Genomic DNA, 24,448 nt, shown 5'->3' with positions numbered 1-24,448 from the left:
CATGCAAATCGAAAAAATTCGAGGGCATCAAACAGATCAGTTATTTAAAGCAGTGTTAGAGCTGAAAGACATCGAAGAATGCTATAAGTTTTTTGATGATTTATGTACGATTAGTGAAATTCAATCGTTGGCACAACGCTTTGAGGTTGCACATTTATTACGTTTAAAGAAAACCTATGAATCCATTAAAAAGGAAACAGGTGCAAGTACAGCAACGATTTCACGTGTTCGACGTTGCTTCGATTATGGAAACGATACATATGATGAAATGCTAGGTCGTTTGTATCCTGATGAGAAACCATTTCAAGCACCAAAAGAATAGTTGAAAAAGAGACTGGGTAGATGTTCTACCCAGTCTTTTTCATTTTTTTGTGGTCCATCATAAGCTATACTTGTAAACGAATAGATAGAAAACGATAGGTGGTAAAATAAATGGATTATTTAGAATGGAGACATGTGTTCAAGTTAGATCCTGCAAAGGACATATCAGATGAAGACTTAGAAAAAATTTGTGAATCTGGAACTGACGTTATTTTAGTCGGTGGCACAGACAATGTGACATTGGATGGGGTATTAGATTTACTTGTTCGTGTTAGGCGGTTCGAAGTCCCGATAGCTTTGGAAATTTCAACGATTGATGCGATTACACCAGGCTATGACTATTACTTTATTCCGACGGTCTTAAATAGTGATGATCCAAAATGGATTAAAAATTTGCATCATGCAGCTATTAAAGAATTTGGAGATATTATGGTGTGGGATGAATTAGTAGCAGAAGGTTATTGTATTTTAAATCCGGATTGTAAAGTGGCACATGTAACAGGTGCTACAACAGATTTATCGATAGACGATATCGTAGCCTATGCACGTATGGCAGAAAATTTCTTTAAACTTCCGGTGTTTTATTTAGAGTACAGTGGAATTTACGGAAATCCAGAAGTAGTAAGTGCTGTGAAAAATGAATTGAAGCACACTAAGCTCTTTTATGGTGGAGGCATTACATCAGCCAAGCAGGCAGAGGAAATGGCACAGTATGCAGACACGGTTGTAGTTGGAAATATTATTTATGAAGATTTAAAAGCTGCACTTGCGACTGTTAAGGCTGTTAAAAATACGTTATAATTTTAGAACAAATGTTTGTAAGGCGGTGCGAAATGGAACAGTTAACAAAAAATTTACTAGCAGGAATGAATCCTGAACAAGAAAGAGCGGTCAAAACCACTGAGGGACCACTACTGATTATGGCTGGTGCTGGGTCAGGAAAAACACGAGTATTAACACATCGTATTGCTTACTTAATTATAGAAAAGGAAGTATACCCATCCAAAGTTTTAGCCATTACGTTTACTAATAAAGCTGCTCGTGAAATGCGAGAGCGTATCGACGGTATTCTTGGCAATGGGACAGGCGATAGTATGTGGGTATCTACTTTCCACTCCATGTGTGTAAGAATTTTACGTCGCAATATCGATCAACTAGGCATATCTCGTAATTTCTCCATCCTAGATTCTACGGATCAACTTTCAGTGATTAAAAATGTAATGAAGGATGAGAATATCGATCCAAAGCGTTTTGAGCCAAGAGCAATTTTAAATGCTATTAGTGCAGCTAAAAATGAGTGTATTACAGCAGATGATTACGCCGGTCATATGAATGATAAAAATCCTTATGAACAAACCGTTGCACGTGTTTATAAAGGCTATGAAAAAAGATTACGTCGTAACCAATCCCTCGATTTTGATGATTTAATTATGACAACCATTACGTTGTTCAAACGCGTACCAGAGGTGTTGGAATACTATCAAAATAAATTTCAATATATTCATGTAGATGAATATCAGGATACCAATAAATCCCAATACTTACTTGTGCAATTATTAGCTAAAAAATTTAAAAATATTTGTGTTGTAGGGGATTCTGATCAATCAATTTATCGCTGGCGTGGTGCAGATATCGGTAATATCCTTTCCTTTGAAAAGGATTATCCGAATGCTAAGGTGATTATGCTTGAGCAAAATTATCGTTCAACTAAACGCATCCTCCAAGCAGCAAATGACGTCATTCAAAATAATACAACACGTTACCCAAAAGAACTGCGTACAGAAAATGCAGAGGGAGAAAAAATTGCGTTATACAAAGCTTATAATGAGCAGGAAGAAGCACAATTTGTTGTACAAACCATCCAACAGTTGATGGAAAAGGAAAACCGTACATTTGATGATTTTGCCATTTTATATCGTACGAATGCTCAGTCACGTGTGATGGAGGAAGTACTTGTTAAATCCAATATGGTGTATCAAATTGTTGGCGGGACAAAGTTCTATGATCGAAAAGAAATAAAAGACTTACTTGCTTATTTGCGCCTTATTGCTAATAATGACGATGATTTATCACTTGCACGTATTATTAATGAACCCAAACGTAGTATAGGCGCCACTTCTTTTGAGAAAATGGCCCGTTATGCTATTGAGCAGGATCGTTCCATTTTTGATGCTATGAATGATCTTATTTTCATGGGTCTATCTGGGAAAGCGGCAAACTCAGCAGAGCAATTTTATGCAATGATTAAAGGTTTTACTGAAATGCAAGAATATTTATCGGTCACTGAAATTGTTGAGCAAGTCATTGATAAATCTGGGTACCGTACAATGCTCCAAAATGAAAAGACGATTGAAGCTGAAAGTCGTTTAGAGAATATTGAAGAGTTCTTATCTGTCACAAAAGCATTTGAGGAGCGCAGTGATGATAAAAGTTTAATAGCATTTTTAACAGATTTAGCATTAATTGCTGATATCGATGCACTTGATAAAGAGGATGCTTCCAAGGGAAATATTATTTTAATGACGATGCATGCTGCTAAGGGCTTAGAGTTTCCTATTGTTTTTATTATCGGTATGGAGGAAAATATCTTCCCGCATTCGCGCTCCCTTGATGATCAAGATGAAATGGAAGAAGAACGTCGCCTTATGTATGTTGGTGTGACGCGCGCAGAGGAACGTCTATATTTAACATGTGCACAAAGCCGAACAATTTTTGGCCGTTCGAGCTTTAATAATGCTTCACGATTTTTAGGTGAGATTTCCGAAGATATTACCGAATCCATCTCCAAAGCTGGTGCTAAAACGAATGTACCGTTTGCTACTAGCAATCGTTCAAGTAATTATCAAAAACGTACACTTGGGTCCGTTCAACAAACTCAGCCTGCCACAGCGCGCTTACAATCGACAGGCGGAGATCAGTACGGCTGGAAGGCTGGAGACAAAGCCGTCCATAAAAAGTGGGGCACAGGTATGGTTGTAAGTGTAAAAGGCGAAGGTGATAGTACAGAGCTTGATATCGCTTTTCCACAACCAATTGGTATTAAGCGATTACTGGCACAATTTGCACCGATTGAAAAAGCGTAAGCGGAGGAACGTAAATGAACGAAATAGAACAGCGAATAGCGGAGTTAAATAAATTATTACATGAATATGGTTATGCCTATTATGTACTAGATAAACCAGTCGTTGCTGACAGTGTTTATGATCAATTATTGCATGAATTGATTGCGTTAGAAGAGGCCAATCCATCACTTATTTTTCCCGATTCACCCACGCAACGTGTTGGCGGAACTGTCGTAGAGGGCTTTAAAAAGGTGACACATGATTACCCAATGCTAAGTCTATCAAACGCTTTTAACGAAGCAGATTTACAAGAATTTGATCGTAAGGTTCGACAGGCTATTGGTGATCATTTCTCCTATGTATGTGAGCTGAAAATAGATGGTCTTGCCATTTCGTTAAAATATGAAAATGGCGTGTTTGTCCAGGGTGCAACAAGAGGAGATGGTGTTGTAGGGGAAGAAATTACAGCCAATTTAAAGACCATTCATGCTATTCCTCTGCGTTTAAAAGAACCAATTACAATCGAAGTACGCGGTGAGGCGTACATGCCAAAAAAATCATTTGAAAAATTAAATGCGCAACGTGCTGACAATGGTGAAGAACTATTTGCTAACCCACGTAATGCTGCTGCAGGCTCTTTACGACAGTTAGACCCTAAAATTGCTGCAAGTCGCCAGCTATCAACTTTCATCTATGCCATTGGAGGAGATGGTGAAATCTATGGCATCGACGGACATGCAGAAATGCTTGATTATTTAGAGGATCTAGGTTTCCCTTCCAATAAGGAGCGTCAGCGTTGCTCTACAATTGAAGAGGTTATGGCCTTTATTGAGCATTGGACAGAAAATCGTCCACATCTAGCCTATGAAATAGATGGAATCGTTATAAAAGTCGACCGCTATGCTCAACAAGATGAGCTAGGCTATACGGCAAAAAGTCCACGCTGGGCCATTGCTTATAAATTCCCTGCAGAGGAAGTTGTCACGACATTACTAGATATTGATTTAACAGTAGGGCGTACAGGGGTTGTCACGCCAACAGCTATTTTAACGCCTGTTCAAGTAGCGGGGACGACGGTGCAGCGTGCTTCCTTACACAATGAAGATCTTATACGAGATAAAGATATACGTCTTGGGGATACGGTCATTATTCGAAAGGCCGGTGATATTATTCCACAAGTTGTTGGTGTGCTCATCGAGCAGCGTCCTGAAAACTCTGTACCGTTTGAGATGCCTAAAAATTGTCCGGTTTGTGATAGTGAATTGATTCGTATTGAGGGTGAGGTTGCTTTGCGCTGTGTAAATCCTGCATGCTTTGCTCAAATTGCAGAAAGCATTAAATATTTTGTGTCTCGTAATGCTATGAATATTGATGGCCTTGGAGATAAAGTGGTTGAGCAGTTATTGCGTGCGGATTTAATACATGATGTATCTGATTTATATCATTTAACCATTGAGCAATTGGTTGAGCTAGAACGGATGGGCGAAAAATCTGCAACCAATTTAGTCAATGCGATTCAAGCCTCGAAGGAAAATTCGATGGAACGTTTATTAATTGGTCTAGGAATTCGTCACGTTGGTGAAAAGGCTGCAAAAATTGTATCAGAGCAATTTGGCTCAATGGAAGCTGTCATGGCAGCAACAGAGGAACAACTTGTGGCTATCTATGAGATTGGCGATAAAATGGCATCGTCATTAGTGGAATACTTCTCCAATGATGACGCACGTGCAGTCATTGAACGTCTTGCTGAAGTGGGCGTGAATATGACTTTTAAAGGAAAAAAAGTAGAAGTAGTGGTAGGCGATAATCCTTTTGCAGGAAAAACAATTGTTTTAACTGGTAAACTTGAGCAATTGACACGTAACGAAGCAAAGGCGAAAATAGAAGAGTTAGGTGGGACTGTCACAGGTAGTGTCAGTAAAAAAACGGATCTTGTTATCGCAGGCGAGGATGCAGGCTCTAAGCTAGCAAAGGCTGAGCAATTAGGTATTGAAGTTTGGAATGAAGACAACTTAATTGAACAACTTAACCTTATCTAATAAATATACTGAAGATATAACCTCATAAAAGACATGCGTTTTGCTAAATGGTTATATCTCAGTGATTCGTCGAACCAAATTGATTATGAGTAAAGGAGCACTAAATATAATGAAGTCTTTTCGACTCATTCCAGCACTTGTAGCAGCTGCAATGTTAGTCGGCTGTGTACCTTCTAATGAAGGGGGAACAGAGCTTACGCAGGAAACACAACAAAATGAAAAAACTGAAACAACCATTATCCCCAGTATACAAATTGACGATTCTTATTATAAGACACTTATTCCTTATAAAGAGAGTGCCAGTAGAGGCCTAGTTGTATCAAATATTTTTACGAAGTATGATATGAAGGAAGTGGAAGCAGGTTTAATGCGTCTTTCGCACAATGAGTTTGACACTGAAAACTATTACTTCCAAGAGGGTCAATATTTAGCTGAAAGTACGGTGAGCTCTTGGCTTGCTCGAAGCTCTCAGACAGAAGACGGATTAAATCCACCAACAACAGATACAATGACACCCGAAGAGCGAGCAACAAAGGCACCTATTTATTTATCTCATATTGTTGAGCAAAATTACTTAACAAAAACAAAAGATAATAAAGTGAAATTAGGTGGAATTTCAATAGGTCTTGCGCTTAATTCTATTTATTATTATCAAAAAGAACAGTATGGTGAATATTACGAGAAACCAATATCAGAGTCTGAGCTTGTTGAGCAAGGGAAAAAAATGGCCGCTGAGATTGTTTCACGTTTACGTACGCGCGATGAGCTAAAGGATATTCCAATTGTTGTTGGCCTGTTTAAGCAACAACCTCGGAATCAGATTATTCCTGGAGCCTATTTTAGCTATGGTGTAGCAAAAGCTGGACAGAACAACATTGCTGATTGGGAAGGAATAGATGAAAACTATGTATTATTCCCAACAGATGATTCGCAGGATGTATACCGAGACGTGAGTAAAAACTTCAAAATCTTTAAGCAAGACGTTGATAAATATTTCTCAAATTATACGAGTGTTATTGGTACAGGTTTCTATCGCAATAAAGAAATCCAAAAACTGACGATCGAAATTCCTATCCAATTTTTCGGCAAAGCAGAAATCATTGGATTCACACAATATTTGACAGGTATATTAATCAATCGATTTAATAATATTCATGTTGAGGTGAGTATTACTTCTGTCAATGGTCCCGAGGCATTAATCAATAAAAAGGCCAATGACACGGACCCTTATGTACATGTCTATGAATAATATAGTCAGCCTTTGTGCTGACTATATTTTTATGTAGAAAGAGAGACTTAAAGGAAAACAACTGGTATAGATTCACAACACTTCGTTATAGTAGTGAAAGTTTCTATATTTTTGGTGAAAGTTGTGATTTTTAATATGAAAAATGTTATGATTATTGGCATGGTTAACTTTATCCAACCCTATTGTTATCAATAAAAACAATAAATGGAGCAAGTATTCGGAGGTGTAAAAAATGGCTAAATTAACAAAAGAAGAAGTAAAGCACGTGGCAAATTTAGCACGTCTTGCAATTACTGAAGAGGAAGCTGAGAAGTTTGCTGAACAGCTTGGTAAAATTACTGACTTTGCAGAGCAATTAAACGAACTAGATACAGCGAATGTTGAACCTACAACGCATGTTTTACCATTAGTTAATGTAATGCGTGAAGATGTTGCAGTAAAAGGTCTAGACCGTGAAGTAATGATGTTAAATGTAAAAGAACAAGAAGATGGTCAAGTAAAAGTACCAGCTATCATGTAATACTAAAACATAGGAGGATTCCTCATGACGTTATTTGAACGTTCAGCTAAGGAGTTACAAGCGGAAATTAAAGCAGGTAACTTATCAATCGCTGACTTAACGAAAGAAGCATACGAGCGCATTGCAAAGCTTGATGGCGATGTACAAGCATTCCTTGCTTCAAACGAAGAAAAAGCAACTGCACAAGCTGCTGAAATGGATAAGGTACCATTTGAAGAGCGTGGACCGCTATTTGGTCTTCCAATCGGTGTGAAGGACAATATTGTAACAGAAGGCTTAGAAACAACATGTGCTTCTAAAATTTTGGAAGGCTTTATGCCAATTTACGATGCAACTGTTGTCAACAAGCTACGTGAAGCCGGTATGATTACAGTCGGTAAACTAAACATGGACGAGTTTGCAATGGGTTCATCGAATGAAAACTCATACTACAAAACAACAAAAAATCCATGGAATTTAAATCATGTGCCAGGTGGATCTTCAGGTGCATCTGCAGCCTCAGTAGCAGCAGGGGAAGTGCCATTTTCACTTGGTTCAGATACAGGTGGTTCAATCCGTCAACCAGCAGCATACTGTGGTGTTGTAGGGATGAAACCTACATATGGTCGTGTGTCTCGTTTTGGTCTAGTGGCATTTGCCTCTTCTTTAGATCAAATTGGACCCATTACACGCAATGTTGAAGATAACGCGTTATTACTTGAGGCTATTGCAGGCTTAGATCCAAATGATTCTACTTCTGCTGACGTAGAGGTGCCAAACTATGCTGCAGCTCTTACTGGAGATGTAAAAGGCTTGCGTATCGCTGTACCAAAGGAATTCCTCGGTGAAGGTGTAGGAGAAGCAGCACGTCAATCAGTGCTTGCAGCATTAGAGGTATTAAAAGGTTTAGGTGCGACTGTAGAAGAAGTATCTCTTCCTCATTCTAAATATGCGCTTGCTGCGTATTATATCCTTTCTTCATCTGAAGCGTCTTCTAACTTATCTCGTTTCGATGGGATTCGTTACGGTTTCCGTGCAGAAAACGTGACAAATTTAATGGATCTATATAAAGAAACACGTGCGCAAGGTTTTGGAGATGAAGTAAAACGCCGTATCATGCTTGGGACTTATTCATTAAGCGCAGGTACATATGATGCGTATTACAAAAAAGCACAACAAGCACGGACACTGATCAAAGCAGACTATGACAAAGTATTTGAAGACTTTGATGTTATCATTGGACCTACATCACCAACACCAGCTTTCAAAATTGGTGAAAATGTTGATGATCCGATGACCATGTATGCAAACGATATTTTAACAATTCCGATGAACTTAGCGGGTGTACCTGCTATTTCCATTCCATGTGGTTTTGACAACGGACTACCACTAGGTTTACAAATTATAGGTAAATACTTTGATGAAGCAACAATTTACCGTGTAGCTCATGCTTTTGAACAAGCAACGGAGTTCCATAAACAAGTTCCTCAAATGTGGGAGGGAAAATAACATGAACTTTGAAACAGTCATTGGTTTAGAAGTACACGTTGAGTTAAAAACAAACTCAAAAATCTTCTCACCAGCACCAGCTCACTTTGGTGCTGAACCAAATACAAACACAACAGTAATCGATCTAGGTTATCCTGGTGTCCTACCAGTTCTGAATAAAAATGTGGTAGATTTCGCTATGCGTGCAGCTCTTGCATTAAATATGGAAATCGAACAAGAAACGAAATTTGACCGTAAAAACTACTTCTACCCTGATAATCCAAAAGCTTATCAAATTTCACAATTTGATAAACCAATCGGCAAAAATGGCTGGATTGACATCGAAGTAGACGGATACACAAAACGTATCGGTATTACTCGTCTTCATATGGAAGAAGATGCAGGTAAACTTTCACATGCGGGTGATCACTCACTAGTGGACTTTAACCGTCAAGGTACGCCGCTTGTTGAAATCGTTTCTGAGCCAGATATTCGTACGCCAAATGAAGCTTATGCTTACTTAGAAAAATTAAAATCAATTATCCAATATACAGATGTTTCTGATTGTAAAATGGAAGAAGGTTCACTTCGTTGTGATGCCAATATTTCTATTCGTCCTTATGGTCAAGAAGAGTTTGGTACAAAAACAGAGCTTAAAAACCTGAACTCTTTCAACTATGTTCGTCGTGGTTTAGAGCATGAGGAATTACGTCAAGCAGATGTATTATTATCAGGTGGCGTTATTGAGCAAGAAACTCGTCGTTTCGATGAAAAAACGGGTAAAACGATTTTAATGCGTGTGAAAGAAGGAACAGATGATTACCGTTACTTCCCAGAGCCAGATTTAGTTCGTCTTTCTATTGATGACGCTTGGTTAGAGCGCGTAAAATCAGAAATTCCTGAGCTTCCAGATGCTCGTAAAAAGCGTTATGTTGAAGAGCTAGGATTAACACCATATGATGCAGGAGTTCTTGTTATTTCTAAAGAAATTTCAGACTTCTTCGAGTCGATGATCGTCAACGGTGCAGATGCGAAACTTTCTGCTAACTGGTTGATGGGTGATGTTTCTGCTTATTTAAACGCAGAACAAAAAGACTTAAAGGATACTGCATTAACACCTGAAAACCTTGCTGAAATGGTGAAATTAATCACTGACGGTACTATTTCTTCTAAAATCGGTAAAAAAGTGTTTGCTGAATTAGTTGAAAATGGCGGTTCTGCACAAGAAATTGTAAAAGCAAAAGGCTTAGTTCAAATTTCTGATGAAGGTGCTTTACTTGCCATTGTTACAGAAGTTTTAGACAATAATGCACAGTCTATTGAAGATTTCAAAAATGGTAAGGATCGTGCTATTGGTTTCTTAGTTGGTCAAATTATGAAAGCTACTAAAGGTCAAGCTAACCCACCAATGGTCAATAAATTATTGCAACAAGAAATTGCCAAACGATAATTACTCGTTGTAACATAGTAGCCGAGAGAGCTTAATTGCTTTCTCGGCTATTATTTTTCATAAATGTAACAATATTGAAATTTATAATACTTAATAGTTGTTTAAAAGGAGTATTCATAGCAAAATATAGATTAGATAATTATAAGGGGGACGAGAACTAATGAAATCAGAACAACAATATTTTAATGAAGCTATTTCAATTCAACAATATATGGACAATATGACAACTCTTAAAGAAGAGAGTTTCCGCATTTATGAAAGTTATGTAGTGCCAACAAACGATGGCTTTATTGAATTATTAAAAGACAAAAAACCTAAAATTTTAACGATTACGGAAGATTGGTGCGGAGATGCTATGTTAAACAATCCCATTGTTCGTCGTGTTGCTGAAGCAGCTGAATTGGACATGCGAACAGTTTTCCGTGATGCGGACACAGATTTAATTGATCGTTATCTAACAAATGGTGGTCGTGCTATTCCTATTTACTTGCTATTAGATAGCACTGGTGAGGTGATTGGAAAGTGGGGTCCACGTGCACCTGAATTACAAGAGCTTGTTGTAACGAAGCGTGCAAGCTTACCAGATAAAGAAGATCCCACATTTGAAGAAGCTCAAAAAGCTCTTTATGCGGAAATTCGCGAGGAAAATATAACGAACCCAACATATTGGACGTATGTTTATGACGACTTTAAAAAACAGGTGTCAAACGCGTTACAAAAATAACAAACGTAATGCAACATTTTAGCGAGTAAATCGTTGAATGAAATAGAATCTTATGAAGCAGGAAGGTATGTTATGAAACGAGCAAGAATCATTTATAATCCTACATCTGGACGCGAAGCGTTTAAGAAACATCTACCAGAGGTGTTGGAAAAATTAGAAGTAGCAGGCTATGAAACATCCTGTCACGCAACAACCGGTGAAGGCGATGCAACACTTGCAGCAAAAGATGCAGTCGACCGTGGCTTTGATATAATCATCGCAGTTGGTGGAGATGGCACTTTAAATGAAGTTGTTTCAGGTGTAAGTCCATTTGAAAACCGTCCAAAAGTTGGTCTAATTCCAATGGGCACTACAAATGATTTTGCCCGTGCTGTGCATATCCCACGAAATATTGATGAGGCGGTAGACATTATTATACAGGGCGATACATTGCCAGTGGATGTCGGTCTATTAAATGGCGAACGCTACTTCATCAATATTGCTGCTGGCGGACGCATTACGGAGCTAACATATGAAGTACCAAGTAAAATGAAAACAATGCTTGGGCAGTTAGCCTATTATTTAAAAGCAGTAGAGATGATTCCATCCATCAAAGCTTCCCATATGCGCATAGAATACGATGGAGAAGTGTTTGACGGTGATGCCATGATGTTCTTATGTGGTTTAACCAACTCTGTAGGCGGCTTTGAAAAACTTGCACCAGATGCAAGTATTAATGATGGATACTTTACATTATTAGTGTTAAAGAAAGTAAGTCTACCTGAGTTTATTCAATTGGCGGCTATGGCATTAAGAGGCGAACATTTAAATGATGATCGGGTCATTTACAAAAAAGCGAGTGTTGTCAAAGTCACGACTGAAAACGAAGTCCATCTTAATCTAGATGGAGAATATGGTGGAGACGCTCCAGCTACCTTTGAAAATTTAAAGCGTCATATCGAAATTTTTGTCCCTCTTGCAGATATTCGCGAGGAAGACCGTATTTAAAATAGGAAATGCTCATCTTTGTTTTAGCAAGGGTGAGCTTTTTTGTGTATAGGAAACGAAGTTAAAAACTCCTTGATAGGCAACTAAAATTTCGTATGAAACGATTAAAAAGATAATAGACTAAATCAAATAACCAGCAGCGAAAAATTTAATATGTAGTAAGTCCAACCTTTAGAATTAGGGATTGTGAATGAAATAAGAAAAATGTTTGGCAAATGTGCGTATATTACTTGAACAAAATTTGAAACCTTAATAATAGGCTGAAATTCCGGTCCATTATAAAGGTTTTTTTCGTTGTAATAGTGGAAAATGGGGTATGGATAAGGGAAAGGAAGTGTTGCTTTTGTATAAGTCACAGGAGAAGAAGCTTATTTGGCTAAGCTTTGGTGTTGCAATCATTATGCTACTTTCCATTCTTGGAAGAATATTTGGAAGCTAGGGGGCAATGAGATGATAAACGAATCAGCAGTCTATTGGAGTCGCGCATTAACGGAATTAACATTATCGTTCCATATTATTTATGCAACGATAGGTGTCGGTGTCCCGTTAATGATCATGATTGCTCAATGGACTGGGTATAAAAAGAATGATGAGCATTATATTTTAATGGCAAGACGTTGGGCACGTGGTTTCGTCATAACGGTTGCAGTGGGTGTTGTGACTGGTACCGCAATTGGCTTACAATTATCATTATTATGGCCCAACTTTATGCAACTAGCTGGTCAAACCATTGCTTTACCGCTTTTTTTGGAAACGTTTGCATTTTTCTTTGAAGCTATATTTTTGGGTATTTATTTATATACTTGGGACCGCTTCGATAGTCAGAAAAAGCATATGCTATTGTTAATTCCAGTTGCAGTAGGCGCATCGATGTCAGCTGTATTTATTACAATCGTGAATGCTTTTATGAATGCTCCGAGAGGCTTCGATATTGTCGACGGGGAACTTGTTAATATTCAACCCTTCTTAGCGATGTTTAACCCTGCTATGCCGACAAAGGTGGCGCATGTACTGGTAACAGCATATATGACATCTGCATTTGTATTAGCAGCTATTGCAGGATACCGAATGCTGAAAGGATCGAAACATGTATACCATAAAAAATCATTATTATTGCTGATGAAAATTGGTTTAATTTTCTCTATTGCAGCAGCTGTGATTGGAGATTTCTCGGGAAAATACTTAGCGGAATATCAACCAGAAAAATTAGCCGCAGCAGAATGGCATTTTGAAACAGAAGGTAAGGCTTCTCTTGTCTTATTTGGCGTACTAGATGGAGAAGAAGTGAAATATGCCATTAAAATTCCGTATGCTTTGAGCGTTCTTGCACATTTTAATCCTAATGAAGAGGTAATTGGATTAGATCAATTCGAGGAAGAGGATTTACCACCTCTCTATATTCATTATCTCTTTGATATCATGGTTTCTATAGGTATGTTTATGGTGCTAGTTTCATTACTGTATGTTGTAGGGAAAGCACGGGGCTGGCAGTTTATACATTCACGGTGGTATCGATGGATCATTGTGGCGGGTGGCCCACTCTCTATCATTGCCATTGAAGCAGGCTGGTGGCTTGCAGAGGTTGGACGTCAACCATGGATTCTTTATGGTTTGATGCGAACACCAGAAGGAGCCACAACGAGTGATCATGTGGATTTAATGCTGTTGTTGTTTGCAGGTGTATATGCAGTATTAGCGGTAGGAAGTATTGTCGTCTTGGTGCGAATGTTTAAAAAGAATCCAATTGAGCGTGAGATTGAAGATCGCCACTCTGAAAAAGGTGGTGACATCCTATGACATTAGAGATTCTAGGTATTTCAGTATTGTGGATATTCCTATTTGGCTATGTCATTGTCGCATCGATTGATTTTGGTGCTGGTTTCTTTAACGCCTATAGCTTACTGATAGGGAAGAATCATATTTTAACGAATATTATTAAACGGTATTTATCGCCTGTTTGGGAAGTAACCAATGTCTTTTTGGTATTCTTCTTTGTAGGGATTGTAGGATTTTTCCCGCAAACTGCTTTTTACTACGGAACTATTTTACTGATACCAGTCAGCATTTCTCTTGTCCTATTGGCTATTCGGGGTTCCTATTATGCCTTTGAATCGTATGGTACGAGAGGACATATTGGTTACACGCTGACATATGGTGTCGCAGGTTTATTAATTCCCGCATCTTTGTCTGTTGTCTTTGCTATTGCTGGTGGAGGTTATGTGGACCTCGTTAATGGGCAGCCTGTTTTAAACTACTGGACTTTATATACGAGTCCATTTGCTTGGAGCATTGTGGTACTGAGTATTGCCGCTGTACTTTACATTTCGGCAGTATTCTTAACTTGGTATGCACATAAAGCGAATGACAAGGAAGCTACGAAGCTAATGAGAAAATATGCACTTTTATGGGCAGCCCCTTTGATGGTTAGCGCGTTAGGCATCATGTATGAGATGAAGTCCATTAACCCTGAAAGTTATGGGCACATGGTGAATCTATGGTGGATGTTTGCGATATCAGCCATATTATTTATGATTACAGTGCTCCTCATTGCGCTGCGTAAAAAATACGGGCTTGCAGTTGCGCTTCTTATTGCTCAATTTGCAGTAGCATTCTTCGCTTATGGTATTGCGCAATATCCGTATTTGCTGTATCCATATTTAACAATTTATGATGGCTTCACAAGTACACAAATGGCAATTGCTTTAATTATTGCCTTTATTTTAGGACTTTGTCTCCTGCTCCCTTCACTTTATTTATTGATGAAATTATTCTTGTTCAATAAAAACTATGTGACTGGAAAAGAAGACAATCACGCATAGGAGGAAATGAGTGTATGCAAAGTTTTTTAATTTTTTATGCGCCTTTTATTGTCGTCATTCTTGGAATCTTGTGTGCATTTTGGTGGGCACCAAGGGATTATCATATAACAAAAGAGCAAGGAAAGAGTCGCGAATAGCGGCTCTTTTTTCAAGTTAGTTAGGAGAACGACATAACAGGTAAGTCTTGTTCTTTTTTCATTCGCCAACACATGCTACAATAAGGAGATTGAAATGGAGGATGTACGAATGTCAGCACCCGTGAAAAAGAATGAACGACTTTCAGTTTATATAGAAGACTTAACACATGATGGCAATGGTGTTGCTAAGGTAGATGGCTATCCATTATTTATACAAGGCGCACTTCCGAACGAAACAGCCGAAATCCATGTGATGAAAACCTTAAAAAATTATGGCTTTGCAAAAGTTGTAGATATTATTAAGCCATCACCCGATCGAGTAGAAGCTCCATGCGATTACTTTAAGCAATGCGGAGGCTGTCAATTACAGCATTTATCGTATGAGGGGCAGCTCAAATGGAAAGAAAATATGGTACGCAATGTGATGCAACGCATTGGCAAAATAGATGCACCTGTTCTGCCTGTAAAAGGAATGAAAGAGCCTTGGCATTATCGGAATAAAGCGCAAATTCCTTTCTCTGAAAATGAAGCAGGACAAGCTATTGCTGGTTTTTATAAAACGAAGACGCATAGCATTGTGGATATGGAGCGTTGCTTGATTCAAACGGGAGAAGCAGATGCAATTTTAGCAGGCTTGAAAAAAGAATTAGTGGCGATAGGCATGCGCCCCTACAATGAACTTTCCCACGAAGGAATGTTGCGCCATGTTGTCATTCGTAAAGCACGGGCAACAGGTGAGGTCATGGTTGTTCTCGTGACGAAAAAGAAAAAATTTCCACAAAAAGAAGCAGCCATTGCAGTAATTCAAAAGCTTGTTCCGAACGTCACTTCAATTATGCAAAATGTTAATCATGAGAAAACGAATGTGATTTTTGGTGACGACACATTGAACCTTTGGGGCAAGGACGTTATTATTGACACAATTGGCGACGTACGCTTTGAAATTTCTGCTCGCTCCTTCTATCAAGTCAACCCAGAGCAAACTGAGGTCCTTTATAAACAAGCACTTGATTATGCTAACTTACAAGGAGATGAACGAGTGATTGATGCCTATTGTGGAATCGGAACGATCTCCTTGTTCCTGGCACAAAAGGCAAGGGCAGTTATGGGCGTAGAAATTGTCCCACAAGCGATTGAAGATGCCAAACGCAATGCTGTACTCAATGGTTTTACAAATACTTATTTTGAGGCAGGACCAGCTGAGGAAGTTATACCTAGATGGTATAAGGAAGGAAAGGAAGCAGACGTACTGGTGGTAGATCCACCACGTAAAGGCTGTGATGAGGCACTTTTAACTACTATTTTAGAGCAGCGTCCAAAACGAGTGGTCTATGTCTCCTGTAATCCAGCTACACTAGCACGCGATCTTCGTATTTTGGAGAATGGCGGCTATCAAACACAAGAAATTCAGCCAGTAGATATGTTCCCGCATTCCACTCATTGTGAAGCGGTTGCGTGGTTAGAGTTGGTATAATAGAAAAGCAGTTGATATAGAAAAAATCTATACCATCTGCTTTTTATAATTTTTCATCCACTTGTTTTTGAGTCAGAATTAGAGTTATACAGATAGTGAGAGGATTTGGAATGAACATGATAGATAATTTTTGGCGTGATTTGCCACGTCCATTTTTTGTACTGGCACCGATGGAGGATGTAACAGATGTTGTTTTTCGTCAAGTAGTCAGCGAAGCCGGAAGACCGGATGTATTTTTCACAGAGTTTACAAATTCAGATAGCTACTGTCATCCAGAGGGGCAGAAAAGTGTGCGTGGCCGTTTGATTTTTACAGAAGATGAACAGCCGATGGTGGCACATATTTGGGGGGATAATCCTGAGTATTTCCGTCAAATGAGTAGAGGCATGGCAGAGCTAGGCTTTAAAGGTATTGATATTAATATGGGCTGTCCTGTGCCAAATGTGGCATCGAGGGGAAAAGGGAGTGGCCTTATTTTACGTCCTGATGTGGCGGCAGAATTGATTCAGGCTGCCAAAGCGGGTGGACTGCCTGTTAGTGTAAAAACACGACTTGGCTATAAGGATGTAGAGGAATGGGAGGAATGGTTAACGCATATTTTCAAACAAGATATTGCGAACCTATCGATTCATTTGCGCACAAGAAAGGAAATGAGCCAAGTTGATGCACATTGGGAGCTCATTCCTGAAATCAAAAAATTACGCGATCGTATCGCACCTAATACGCTATTAACGATCAATGGAGACATCCCTGATCGACAAACCGGGCTAGAGCTCGCCGAAAAATATGGGATTGATGGCGTAATGATTGGACGAGGTATTTTTAAAAATCCCTTTGCTTTTGAAAAAGAACCAAAGGAGCATAGCAGTAAAGAGTATCTTGACCTTTTAAGACTGCAGCTCGATCTTCAAGATCAATATGAGGAAGTACTCCCACGCTCTATCACAGGACTTCATCGCTTTTTCAAAATATATGTCAAAGGATTCCGAGGTGCCAGTGAGTTAAGAAGCCAATTGATGAACACGAAATCAACAGATGAGGTGCGTGCATTGCTTGATCGCTTTGAAGCAAATCATGTTGAATAACCTTTATTAGGGTGAGGTAAGCAGTATTCTGTCACTAAACAGAAACTTGCCTTTTTGGAATGTGCATATTACAATAAAAAGTAAGTTAATAGCAGGTTTGAGTAACTGAGAGACCATTGAAAACATATGTGCCTAGCGTACATATGCTTTTGATGGTCTTTTTTTATCGTTAAAATGATGAAGGAGGAAATCAAGTATGAGCACAGCTTCTGCATTACAAAGACAACAAACAATAGAGGAACTTCAAGGCAGGGAGTACGATTTATTAGTAATTGGTGGCGGTATTACAGGGTGTGGTATTGCACTGGATGCTATTACTCGCGGTCTGTCTGTAGCATTAGTGGAAATGCAGGATTTTGCAGCAGGGACTTCTAGCCGTTCGACAAAATTAGTACATGGCGGTTTACGTTATTTAAAGCAATTTGAAATAAAAGAGGTGGCAGAGTTAGGGAAGGAACGTGCCATTGTTTATGAAAATGGTCCACATGTGACAACACCTGTTTGGATGTTATTACCTTTTCATAAGGGAGGGACATTTGGAAAATACTCTACAAATCTCGGCTTGCGTGTCTATGATTTTTTAGCAGGAGTTAAACGAGCAGAGCGCCGTTATATGTTAAGTACAGGTCAAACCATTGAGAAGGAGCCATTAGTGAAAACTGAGGGATTACTTGGCGGTGGAATGTATGTAGAGTATCGTACGGATGATGCTCGTTTAACCATTGAAGTAGCAAAGGCAGCCATTGAAAGAGGGGCAACATTATTGAATTATATAAAGGCCGAAAACTTTTTATATAATGAACAGCAAAAAATAAGTGGTATTGTTGCAACGGATTTATTAACAAATCATCCAATCGAAATTCGTGCAAAGGCTGTCGTTAATGCTGCTGGTCCATGGGTGGACGATGTGCGCACAATTGAAGGGAAGCAAGCAGGGAAGCATTTAATTTTATCGAAAGGTGTGCATATTGTTTTTGATGAATCCAAATTCCCATTAAAGCAAGCTGTTTATTTTGATACACCTGATGGCCGCATGGTATTTGCCATCCCTCGACAAGGAAAAACCTATGTAGGTACAACAGATACATTTTATGAGGGCGATGCTCGCAATATGGATATTTATCAAGAAGATCGCAATTATATAATGAAGGCGATTCATTATATGTTCCCAAATGTGAAGGTGGAAGATGCGGATATTGAATCAAGCTGGGCAGGTGTTCGTCCATTAATTCATGAGGACGGAAAAAATCCATCTGAAATTTCTCGTAAGGATGAAGTGTGGATTTCACCATCGGGCCTTGTAACAATTGCAGGTGGGAAATTAACAGGTTATCGTAAAATGGCCGAAACAGTTTTAAATACGATTGCACAAGAGCTAGATCAACAATTTGGCATTAAATCTTCACCGTGTACCACAAAAAATATTCCGATTTCTGGTGGCCATATGGGCGGCTCAAATAAATTTTATGCCTTCTTATATGACCATACAAGATTAGGTAAGAAAATAGGTTTATCGGAGGAGGAGGCGAAATTCTTATCGCAGCATTATGGTAGCAACGTAGAGATTGTTTTTAATTATGTAAAGGAAGGGCATTCCATCTTACCATCATGGCTATATGCACAATTAATGTATGGGATTCATCATGAAATGGTCGTTCATCCAAATGATTTTTTGGTTCGCCGGACAGGATATATGTTCTTTCAAATGGCCACTGTTCAACAGTATGAAGAGGCTATTTTAGATGAAATGGCTAAGCAACTCAACTGGACAACACAGCAACGGACACAATATGAAGAAGATGTAAAGAAAGAAATAAAACGAGCGACAACTGCGCTATAATGAGGTAGTTATTCTCAACATAATATAAGGGTGAGCATTCACACTGTATTATAAGGGAAGGAGAGAATGGAATGCATTTTGATAATCAACAGGTGATTCCTGCTGCGCGTACCGTCAAGCAGTTTGACGAGATAATAGCAAGTCCATTCGATTATATTGTGCTATTGGAGGTGCACATTAGCTTATTGATGTCTTTAAAGCGTGAGGCATATCGACATGGAAAAAAATTAATTATTCATGCGGATTTAATTCATGGTTTAAAAACAGATAATTTTGCAGCAGACTTTTTATGTAATGATATTCGTCCAGCTGGCATTATTTCAACTCGTTCCAATATGCTAATGAAAGCCAAAGCTCGTGGAATTATGGCTATTCAACGTGTGTTTTTGATTGATACGATTGCTCTTGAGAAAAGTTATTCGATGATTGAAACAGCGCAGCCTGATTATATTGAGCTATTACCAGGCATTATTCCATCGATGATTCAGGAAATCTATGAGCGTACACAAATCCCTGTTATTACAGGTGGCTTAGTGCGTACAGTGGACAATATTGAAGAAGCATTAGCTGGTGGTGCTATCGCCGTTACAACATCCAATAGACAATTATGGGAAAATTTCAAAAAATAGTTGACTCTGTATGTTTTTTTCTCTAAAATGGACATAAGTTCATACGCACGTGGTTAGGAAAAGGAACCCACATTTGTTCAACTACATGTAGTAATGTAGTTTGATTGGATGTGGGTTCCTTTTTGTTTTCTATGGGCTATTATCACAAAGGGGGATTAAACTATGTCTACGTTTACAGCTGAGCTTGTCGGCACAATGATTCTTATTTTATTTGGTGGCGGCGTAGTAGCAGGTGCCGTGTTAAACAAATCAAAGGGCTTTGGTGGTGGATGGATTGTTATTACCTTTGCATGGGGGCTTGGGGTTGCAATGGCAGCTTATGCAGTAGGTGGAATCAGTGGTGCTCACCTAAATCCGGCACTAACCATTGCCCTTGCCACGATTGGAAATTTTCCTTGGGCAGATGTGCCATCCTATATTGCCGCACAAATGATTGGTGCATTTTTAGGGGCTACGCTTGTTTACTTTATGTATTTACCACATTGGCAGGCAACAGCAGATGCTGATGTTAAATTAGCACCATTTTCCACAATGCCAGCTATTAAGCATCCTTTATCAAATCTATTATCAGAAATGATAGGAACATTTATTTTAGTTTTAGGGATTTTAGCGTTAGGTACAAATACTATTACAGATGGTTTAAATCCATTTTTAGTTGGTTTGTTAATTATTGTAATTGGGATGGCTTTAGGGGGCCCTACCGGCTATGCAATAAATCCAGCACGTGATTTAGGTCCGCGTATTGCGCATTTTATTTTACCGATTGCAGGCAAAGGTGATTCTGGTTGGAGTTATGCTTGGATACCAGTTGTAGGTCCCATTATTGGTGGTACATTTGGTGCATTGTTTTTCCAACAAATATTCGAAGGGAAAAATAGTTTAGCATTTTGGATTGTTGCAGTGATTGTGATTGCTATTTTCATAGGAGCACAATTAACGGTTAAAAATGTTCAAGTAGAAGACTAATTTATTTGGAGGGATTTCTATGTCAGAAAAAAAATATATTTTAGCGTTAGACCAAGGAACTACAAGCTCAAGGGCTATTCTTTTTGATGAAACGGGTAAAATCGTACACACAGCACAACAAGAATTCCAACAACATTTTCCACAAGCAGGCTGGGTAGAGCATCATGCAGAGGAAATTTGGTCATCTATTCTATCTTGTATTGCAACAGTGTTATCAGAAAAAGGTGTGAGTTCAAGTCAAATTGCAGGGATTGGGATTACCAATCAACGTGAAACAACAGTAGTTTGGGATAAACATACTGGCAAGCCTGTTTATAACGCAATTGTTTGGCAATCACGTCAAACGAATGATATTTGTGAGCGATTAAAGGAAAGCGGTTACAATGATTTATTCCGAGAAAAAACAGGTCTATTAATAGACGCTTACTTCTCTGGTACAAAAGTGAAGTGGATTTTAGATCATGTTGAGGGTGCTCGTGAAAAAGCGGAGGCCGGAGAATTGCTATTCGGTACAATTGATACTTGGCTAATTTGGAAGCTATCCGGTGGAAAAGTACATGTAACAGATTATTCAAATGCCTCTCGTACATTGATGTATAATATCCATGATTTAAAGTGGGATGAAGAACTATTAGAAATTTTAACTGTTCCAGCCTCAATGCTACCAGAAGTACGTCCTTCTTCTGAAGTTTACGGGTATACAGAGGAGGCATTATTCTTTGGCTCTGCTGTCCCAATTGCGGGTGCTGCAGGTGACCAACAAGCAGCACTATTTGGTCAGGCATGCTTTGAGGAAGGTATGGTCAAGAACACATATGGCACAGGTTGCTTTATGTTAATGAACACTGGAGAAAAGGCTGTGAAGTCAAATAATGGCCTATTGACTACATTAGCTTGGGGCTTAGATGGCAAAGTAACGTATGCTTTAGAGGGCAGTATTTTTGTAGCAGGTTCTGCGATTCAATGGTTACGTGATGGCTTGCGTATGTTCCGCAGTGCAAGTGAATCAGAGCAATATGCAACACGTGTAGAGTCAACAGATGGTGTGTATGTTGTCCCAGCATTTGTTGGCTTAGGAACACCATATTGGGATTCTGATGTGCGAGGAGCTATCTTTGGCTTAACACGAGGAACAGCGAAGGAGCATTTTGTACGTGCGACACTAGAATCATTAGCTTATCAAACAAAGGATGTATTAGCGGCAATGGAGGCTGATGCGAATATTCCATTAGCAAAATTACGTGTAGATGGCGGAGCTGTGGCCAATGATTTCTTAATGCAATTCCAAGCAGATTTATTGGATGTTCCTGTTGATCGCCCCATTATTAATGAAACAACAGCTTTAGGTGCAGCGTATTTAGCTGGCTTAGCAGTTGACTATTGGCATTCGACAGAGGAAATCAGCAAGTATTGGAATTTAGATCGTCAATTTACACCAAATATGAGTAATGACCATCGTGATAAAATTTATGGAGGATGGAAAAAGGCAGTTGCTGCAGCACAAGTATTTAAGTAAGTGAATCGTTTGAGAGACTGGGACATAACTATTCAATTAATGAGAAATCTGAATTCGAGGCATTCAAATTTGGATTTCTCTATTTTTATGTTGTCTCCAGATAGCTAGCTCTTAGCTAATGTCCAATGAGTCCTCAATTTTTCGATTATTTGAGCGAGGCCTTCCACTGTTCATTCCTTTTTATTTGATTCTGGCATGATTTCTTCTCAAACAGCTCACCGTATAGCTGGTTTGACTTTTCAATCAGTCTGTATGGCCATTTGCATTAGCTATTGGTGCTCTCAAGCTACAGATGCTGGTGCTGGGGTTCTTGTTTTTATGCATGGCTTTTTATTTATACAAAGCCCTACCATTAGTCATACTTGTGATATGTATCATATTTTTATTGGAGAAAGGTGAAGTAAACGTCTAATTCTTTATAGAGTTGAGCATTTTTGTTTGTTAGGAATAGAGGATTTAGAGAGATGTCAGAGAATTGTATATAAGTACCATTATATGTAATGACGTGCTTATAGGAGTTGTATGAAGATGGTTGTGACAATGAGACCGTTAAAAATTAAGTATAAAAAGTTAGCTAATCCTTTTCAGGAGTTTATGCAGATCAGTCCTAACAATAATGCCCTTACGAAGGAAGTAGTCTTTCTACGATATATTGGTATACCTGATTCTGTAGATCTTTATAAAGAAGATATTTTAAAAATGGATGAGTATTTCACAAAGCAAAGCGTATTTTATTTACGACTACATAGGCTTGAGGTCATCAATAATAAGAAAGATGCAGATAGACTGTCGGAGCTTTGGGGAGAATGGCAGGCTGCTGCTGATAGTATACAGTTACTGTATGAGACATCTTTATGCGGTAAATTAGCGAATAATCAAATCGAATGGACAAAAAAGCTTAGCTTTAAAAATATTCTCCATCTTTTTAAAGAACAACAGCCGCATGCGAATGACACTTTACTAAAAAACTTTGCAGTTAAATTTTTATATTGGATGGATTATTATTTACCACAAATTTTTTCTAAGGAAAATCAAGCATCCCCTAAAATTGTTTTTATAGGTGACATTACGCAGCATGAATCATTATTTTTATATTTCTTATCGACACTTGGTTGCGATATATGCTATATGAATCCTAAAGGGGATATCACTAATTTGTATCCTATCATAGCAGCCACATCTAATTTGCAGAGTTGTTCGGATTGCTATGAAAAAGAATTCATAATTCCTGAAATGCTCTCAATGAAAAGCATACCACCACAACAACCGACGATTCTCCCAACCCCTAGTTCTAGAATGGTTACAAGAGAAGAGTGTAGTTATGAACAGTTAGCTTCTTTAGCCACATCAGTTGTCATGATTAAAACCTTTGGAGTAGATCACAAAGTGATATGTTTTGGTTCTGGTGTTGTTCTTCATCAAGAGGGTTATATTTTAACGAACCTGCATGTTGTAAGTGGTGGGGAATATTATTCTGTGCTATATGAAAATGATTCAAACGAATATACTACGCATCAATTTGTGAAATATCATGATATACATGATTTGGCTATTTTGAAAGTGGACAGAACAAGCCAACCTTTACCTGTTAAAATGGATGGTCATTTAGTCAGAGGACAAAAGATTGTAGCGATTGGCAGTCCTCTAGGTTTATTTAATTCGATCTCTGATGGAATTGTTGCTGGATTTAGGGATATACGAAAAATGTCTATGGTTCAATTTACAGCTGCTATTTCAAACGGAAGTTCCGGTGGTGCTTTATTGGATATGCAAGGGAGGTTGGTCGGTTTAATTACAGCTGGATTTGATGATGGTCAGAATCTTAATTTGGCTGTACCAGCTCATGTTATCTATCAATTTGCTCAAAACTTTATTGAGTTACCTAGTTAGTTTCCACTATTCAACCATTGCTTTTTTATGCATAATCTTATAGAATGTAGAACGGTATAAATGAACGAAATAAATTACCTTTAATACGGTCCAGAGAGGCTGAAAAGGGCTACATGATATTCTTAGGCTTATAATATCTTTAATTTAGCATGCCCTTTTGTCTTCTCTGACTAAAGGGCTTTTATTTTTGTTCAAATACACCTCTTTTAAAGGAAGTCCTGTGAGGCTTCAAAAGAGAATGGACAAGACAGCTATAATCCATTCACCTGAACT

General features: G+C 38.5%; 20 protein-coding genes. All 20 read left to right on the top strand.

Annotated features, from left to right (window positions below; genetic code table 11):
• Window position 1 precedes the first annotated feature (1 nt).
• Window positions 2–322, top strand: coding sequence for a YerC/YecD family TrpR-related protein (locus ACE1MS_RS19765; RefSeq protein ID WP_004225717.1), 321 nt, complete (start codon window positions 2–4; stop codon window positions 320–322).
• Window positions 323–432: 110 nt separating this feature from the next.
• Complete coding sequence (locus tag ACE1MS_RS19760) at window positions 433–1,122, top strand: heptaprenylglyceryl phosphate synthase (RefSeq protein ID WP_031416796.1); 690 nt, start codon at window positions 433–435, stop codon at window positions 1,120–1,122.
• 32 nt (window positions 1,123–1,154) lie between these two features.
• Window positions 1,155–3,404, top strand: a complete 2,250-nt coding sequence (pcrA, locus tag ACE1MS_RS19755) for a DNA helicase PcrA (protein ID WP_012292024.1) — start codon at window positions 1,155–1,157, stop codon at window positions 3,402–3,404.
• Window positions 3,405–3,418: 14 nt separating this feature from the next.
• On the top strand, window positions 3,419–5,422 hold the full coding sequence (gene ligA, locus ACE1MS_RS19750) for an NAD-dependent DNA ligase LigA (protein WP_012292025.1): 2,004 nt from the start codon (window positions 3,419–3,421) through the stop codon (window positions 5,420–5,422).
• 109 nt (window positions 5,423–5,531) lie between these two features.
• Complete coding sequence (locus ACE1MS_RS19745; RefSeq protein ID WP_031416797.1) at window positions 5,532–6,671, top strand: CamS family sex pheromone protein; 1,140 nt, start codon at window positions 5,532–5,534, stop codon at window positions 6,669–6,671.
• Window positions 6,672–6,903: 232 nt separating this feature from the next.
• Window positions 6,904–7,191, top strand: coding sequence for an Asp-tRNA(Asn)/Glu-tRNA(Gln) amidotransferase subunit GatC (gatC, locus tag ACE1MS_RS19740; protein WP_008173651.1), 288 nt, complete (start codon window positions 6,904–6,906; stop codon window positions 7,189–7,191).
• 24 nt (window positions 7,192–7,215) lie between these two features.
• Complete coding sequence (gatA, locus tag ACE1MS_RS19735; RefSeq protein ID WP_012292028.1) at window positions 7,216–8,679, top strand: Asp-tRNA(Asn)/Glu-tRNA(Gln) amidotransferase subunit GatA; 1,464 nt, start codon at window positions 7,216–7,218, stop codon at window positions 8,677–8,679.
• A gap of 1 nt (window position 8,680) precedes the next feature.
• Window positions 8,681–10,108: an Asp-tRNA(Asn)/Glu-tRNA(Gln) amidotransferase subunit GatB gene (gatB, locus tag ACE1MS_RS19730; RefSeq protein WP_012292029.1), complete on the top strand. Its 1,428-nt coding sequence runs from the start codon at window positions 8,681–8,683 to the stop codon at window positions 10,106–10,108.
• Window positions 10,109–10,268: 160 nt separating this feature from the next.
• A complete protein-coding gene (locus ACE1MS_RS19725; RefSeq protein WP_447402577.1) occupies window positions 10,269–10,832 on the top strand; it encodes a thioredoxin family protein in 564 nt (187 codons plus the stop codon).
• A gap of 72 nt (window positions 10,833–10,904) precedes the next feature.
• The gene (locus ACE1MS_RS19720; protein WP_025115774.1) at window positions 10,905–11,819 is read left to right on the top strand and encodes a diacylglycerol kinase; all 915 of its coding nucleotides are present in this window, start codon (window positions 10,905–10,907) and stop codon (window positions 11,817–11,819) included.
• A 450-nt stretch (window positions 11,820–12,269) separates the two neighbouring features.
• Window positions 12,270–13,616 (top strand): cytochrome ubiquinol oxidase subunit I, encoded by a 1,347-nt coding sequence (locus ACE1MS_RS19715; RefSeq protein ID WP_012292031.1) that lies wholly within the window; start codon window positions 12,270–12,272, stop codon window positions 13,614–13,616.
• A complete protein-coding gene (locus ACE1MS_RS19710; RefSeq protein WP_031416799.1) occupies window positions 13,613–14,638 on the top strand; it encodes a cytochrome d ubiquinol oxidase subunit II in 1,026 nt (341 codons plus the stop codon). The genes ACE1MS_RS19715 and ACE1MS_RS19710 overlap by 4 nt, the downstream gene beginning before the upstream one ends.
• Before the next feature lie 14 nt (window positions 14,639–14,652).
• Window positions 14,653–14,775, top strand: a complete 123-nt coding sequence (cydS, locus tag ACE1MS_RS19705) for a cytochrome bd oxidase small subunit CydS (RefSeq protein WP_012292033.1) — start codon at window positions 14,653–14,655, stop codon at window positions 14,773–14,775.
• Window positions 14,776–14,884: 109 nt separating this feature from the next.
• Entirely contained in the window at window positions 14,885–16,249 is a 1,365-nt protein-coding gene (gene rlmD / locus ACE1MS_RS19700; protein WP_036165189.1) for a 23S rRNA (uracil(1939)-C(5))-methyltransferase RlmD, read from the top strand.
• A 116-nt stretch (window positions 16,250–16,365) separates the two neighbouring features.
• Window positions 16,366–17,334, top strand: a complete 969-nt coding sequence (locus ACE1MS_RS19695; RefSeq protein WP_031416805.1) for a tRNA dihydrouridine synthase — start codon at window positions 16,366–16,368, stop codon at window positions 17,332–17,334.
• A gap of 196 nt (window positions 17,335–17,530) precedes the next feature.
• Window positions 17,531–19,174 (top strand): glycerol-3-phosphate dehydrogenase/oxidase, encoded by a 1,644-nt coding sequence (locus ACE1MS_RS19690; protein ID WP_447402576.1) that lies wholly within the window; start codon window positions 17,531–17,533, stop codon window positions 19,172–19,174.
• Window positions 19,175–19,245: 71 nt separating this feature from the next.
• Window positions 19,246–19,803, top strand: coding sequence for a glycerol-3-phosphate responsive antiterminator (locus tag ACE1MS_RS19685; RefSeq protein WP_012292037.1), 558 nt, complete (start codon window positions 19,246–19,248; stop codon window positions 19,801–19,803).
• 162 nt (window positions 19,804–19,965) lie between these two features.
• Window positions 19,966–20,769: an MIP/aquaporin family protein gene (locus ACE1MS_RS19680; RefSeq protein ID WP_012292038.1), complete on the top strand. Its 804-nt coding sequence runs from the start codon at window positions 19,966–19,968 to the stop codon at window positions 20,767–20,769.
• 19 nt (window positions 20,770–20,788) lie between these two features.
• Window positions 20,789–22,285, top strand: a complete 1,497-nt coding sequence (gene glpK / locus ACE1MS_RS19675; protein WP_012292039.1) for a glycerol kinase GlpK — start codon at window positions 20,789–20,791, stop codon at window positions 22,283–22,285.
• Window positions 22,286–22,813: 528 nt separating this feature from the next.
• Complete coding sequence (locus ACE1MS_RS19670; RefSeq protein ID WP_447402575.1) at window positions 22,814–24,175, top strand: trypsin-like peptidase domain-containing protein; 1,362 nt, start codon at window positions 22,814–22,816, stop codon at window positions 24,173–24,175.
• The last annotated feature ends 273 nt before the right edge of the window (window positions 24,176–24,448 follow it).

Source organism: Lysinibacillus sp. fkY74-1, from assembly GCF_053165895.1.
Note: the sequence above shows the minus strand (reverse complement) of the source record. Positions and strands in the feature narration are given on the sequence as shown.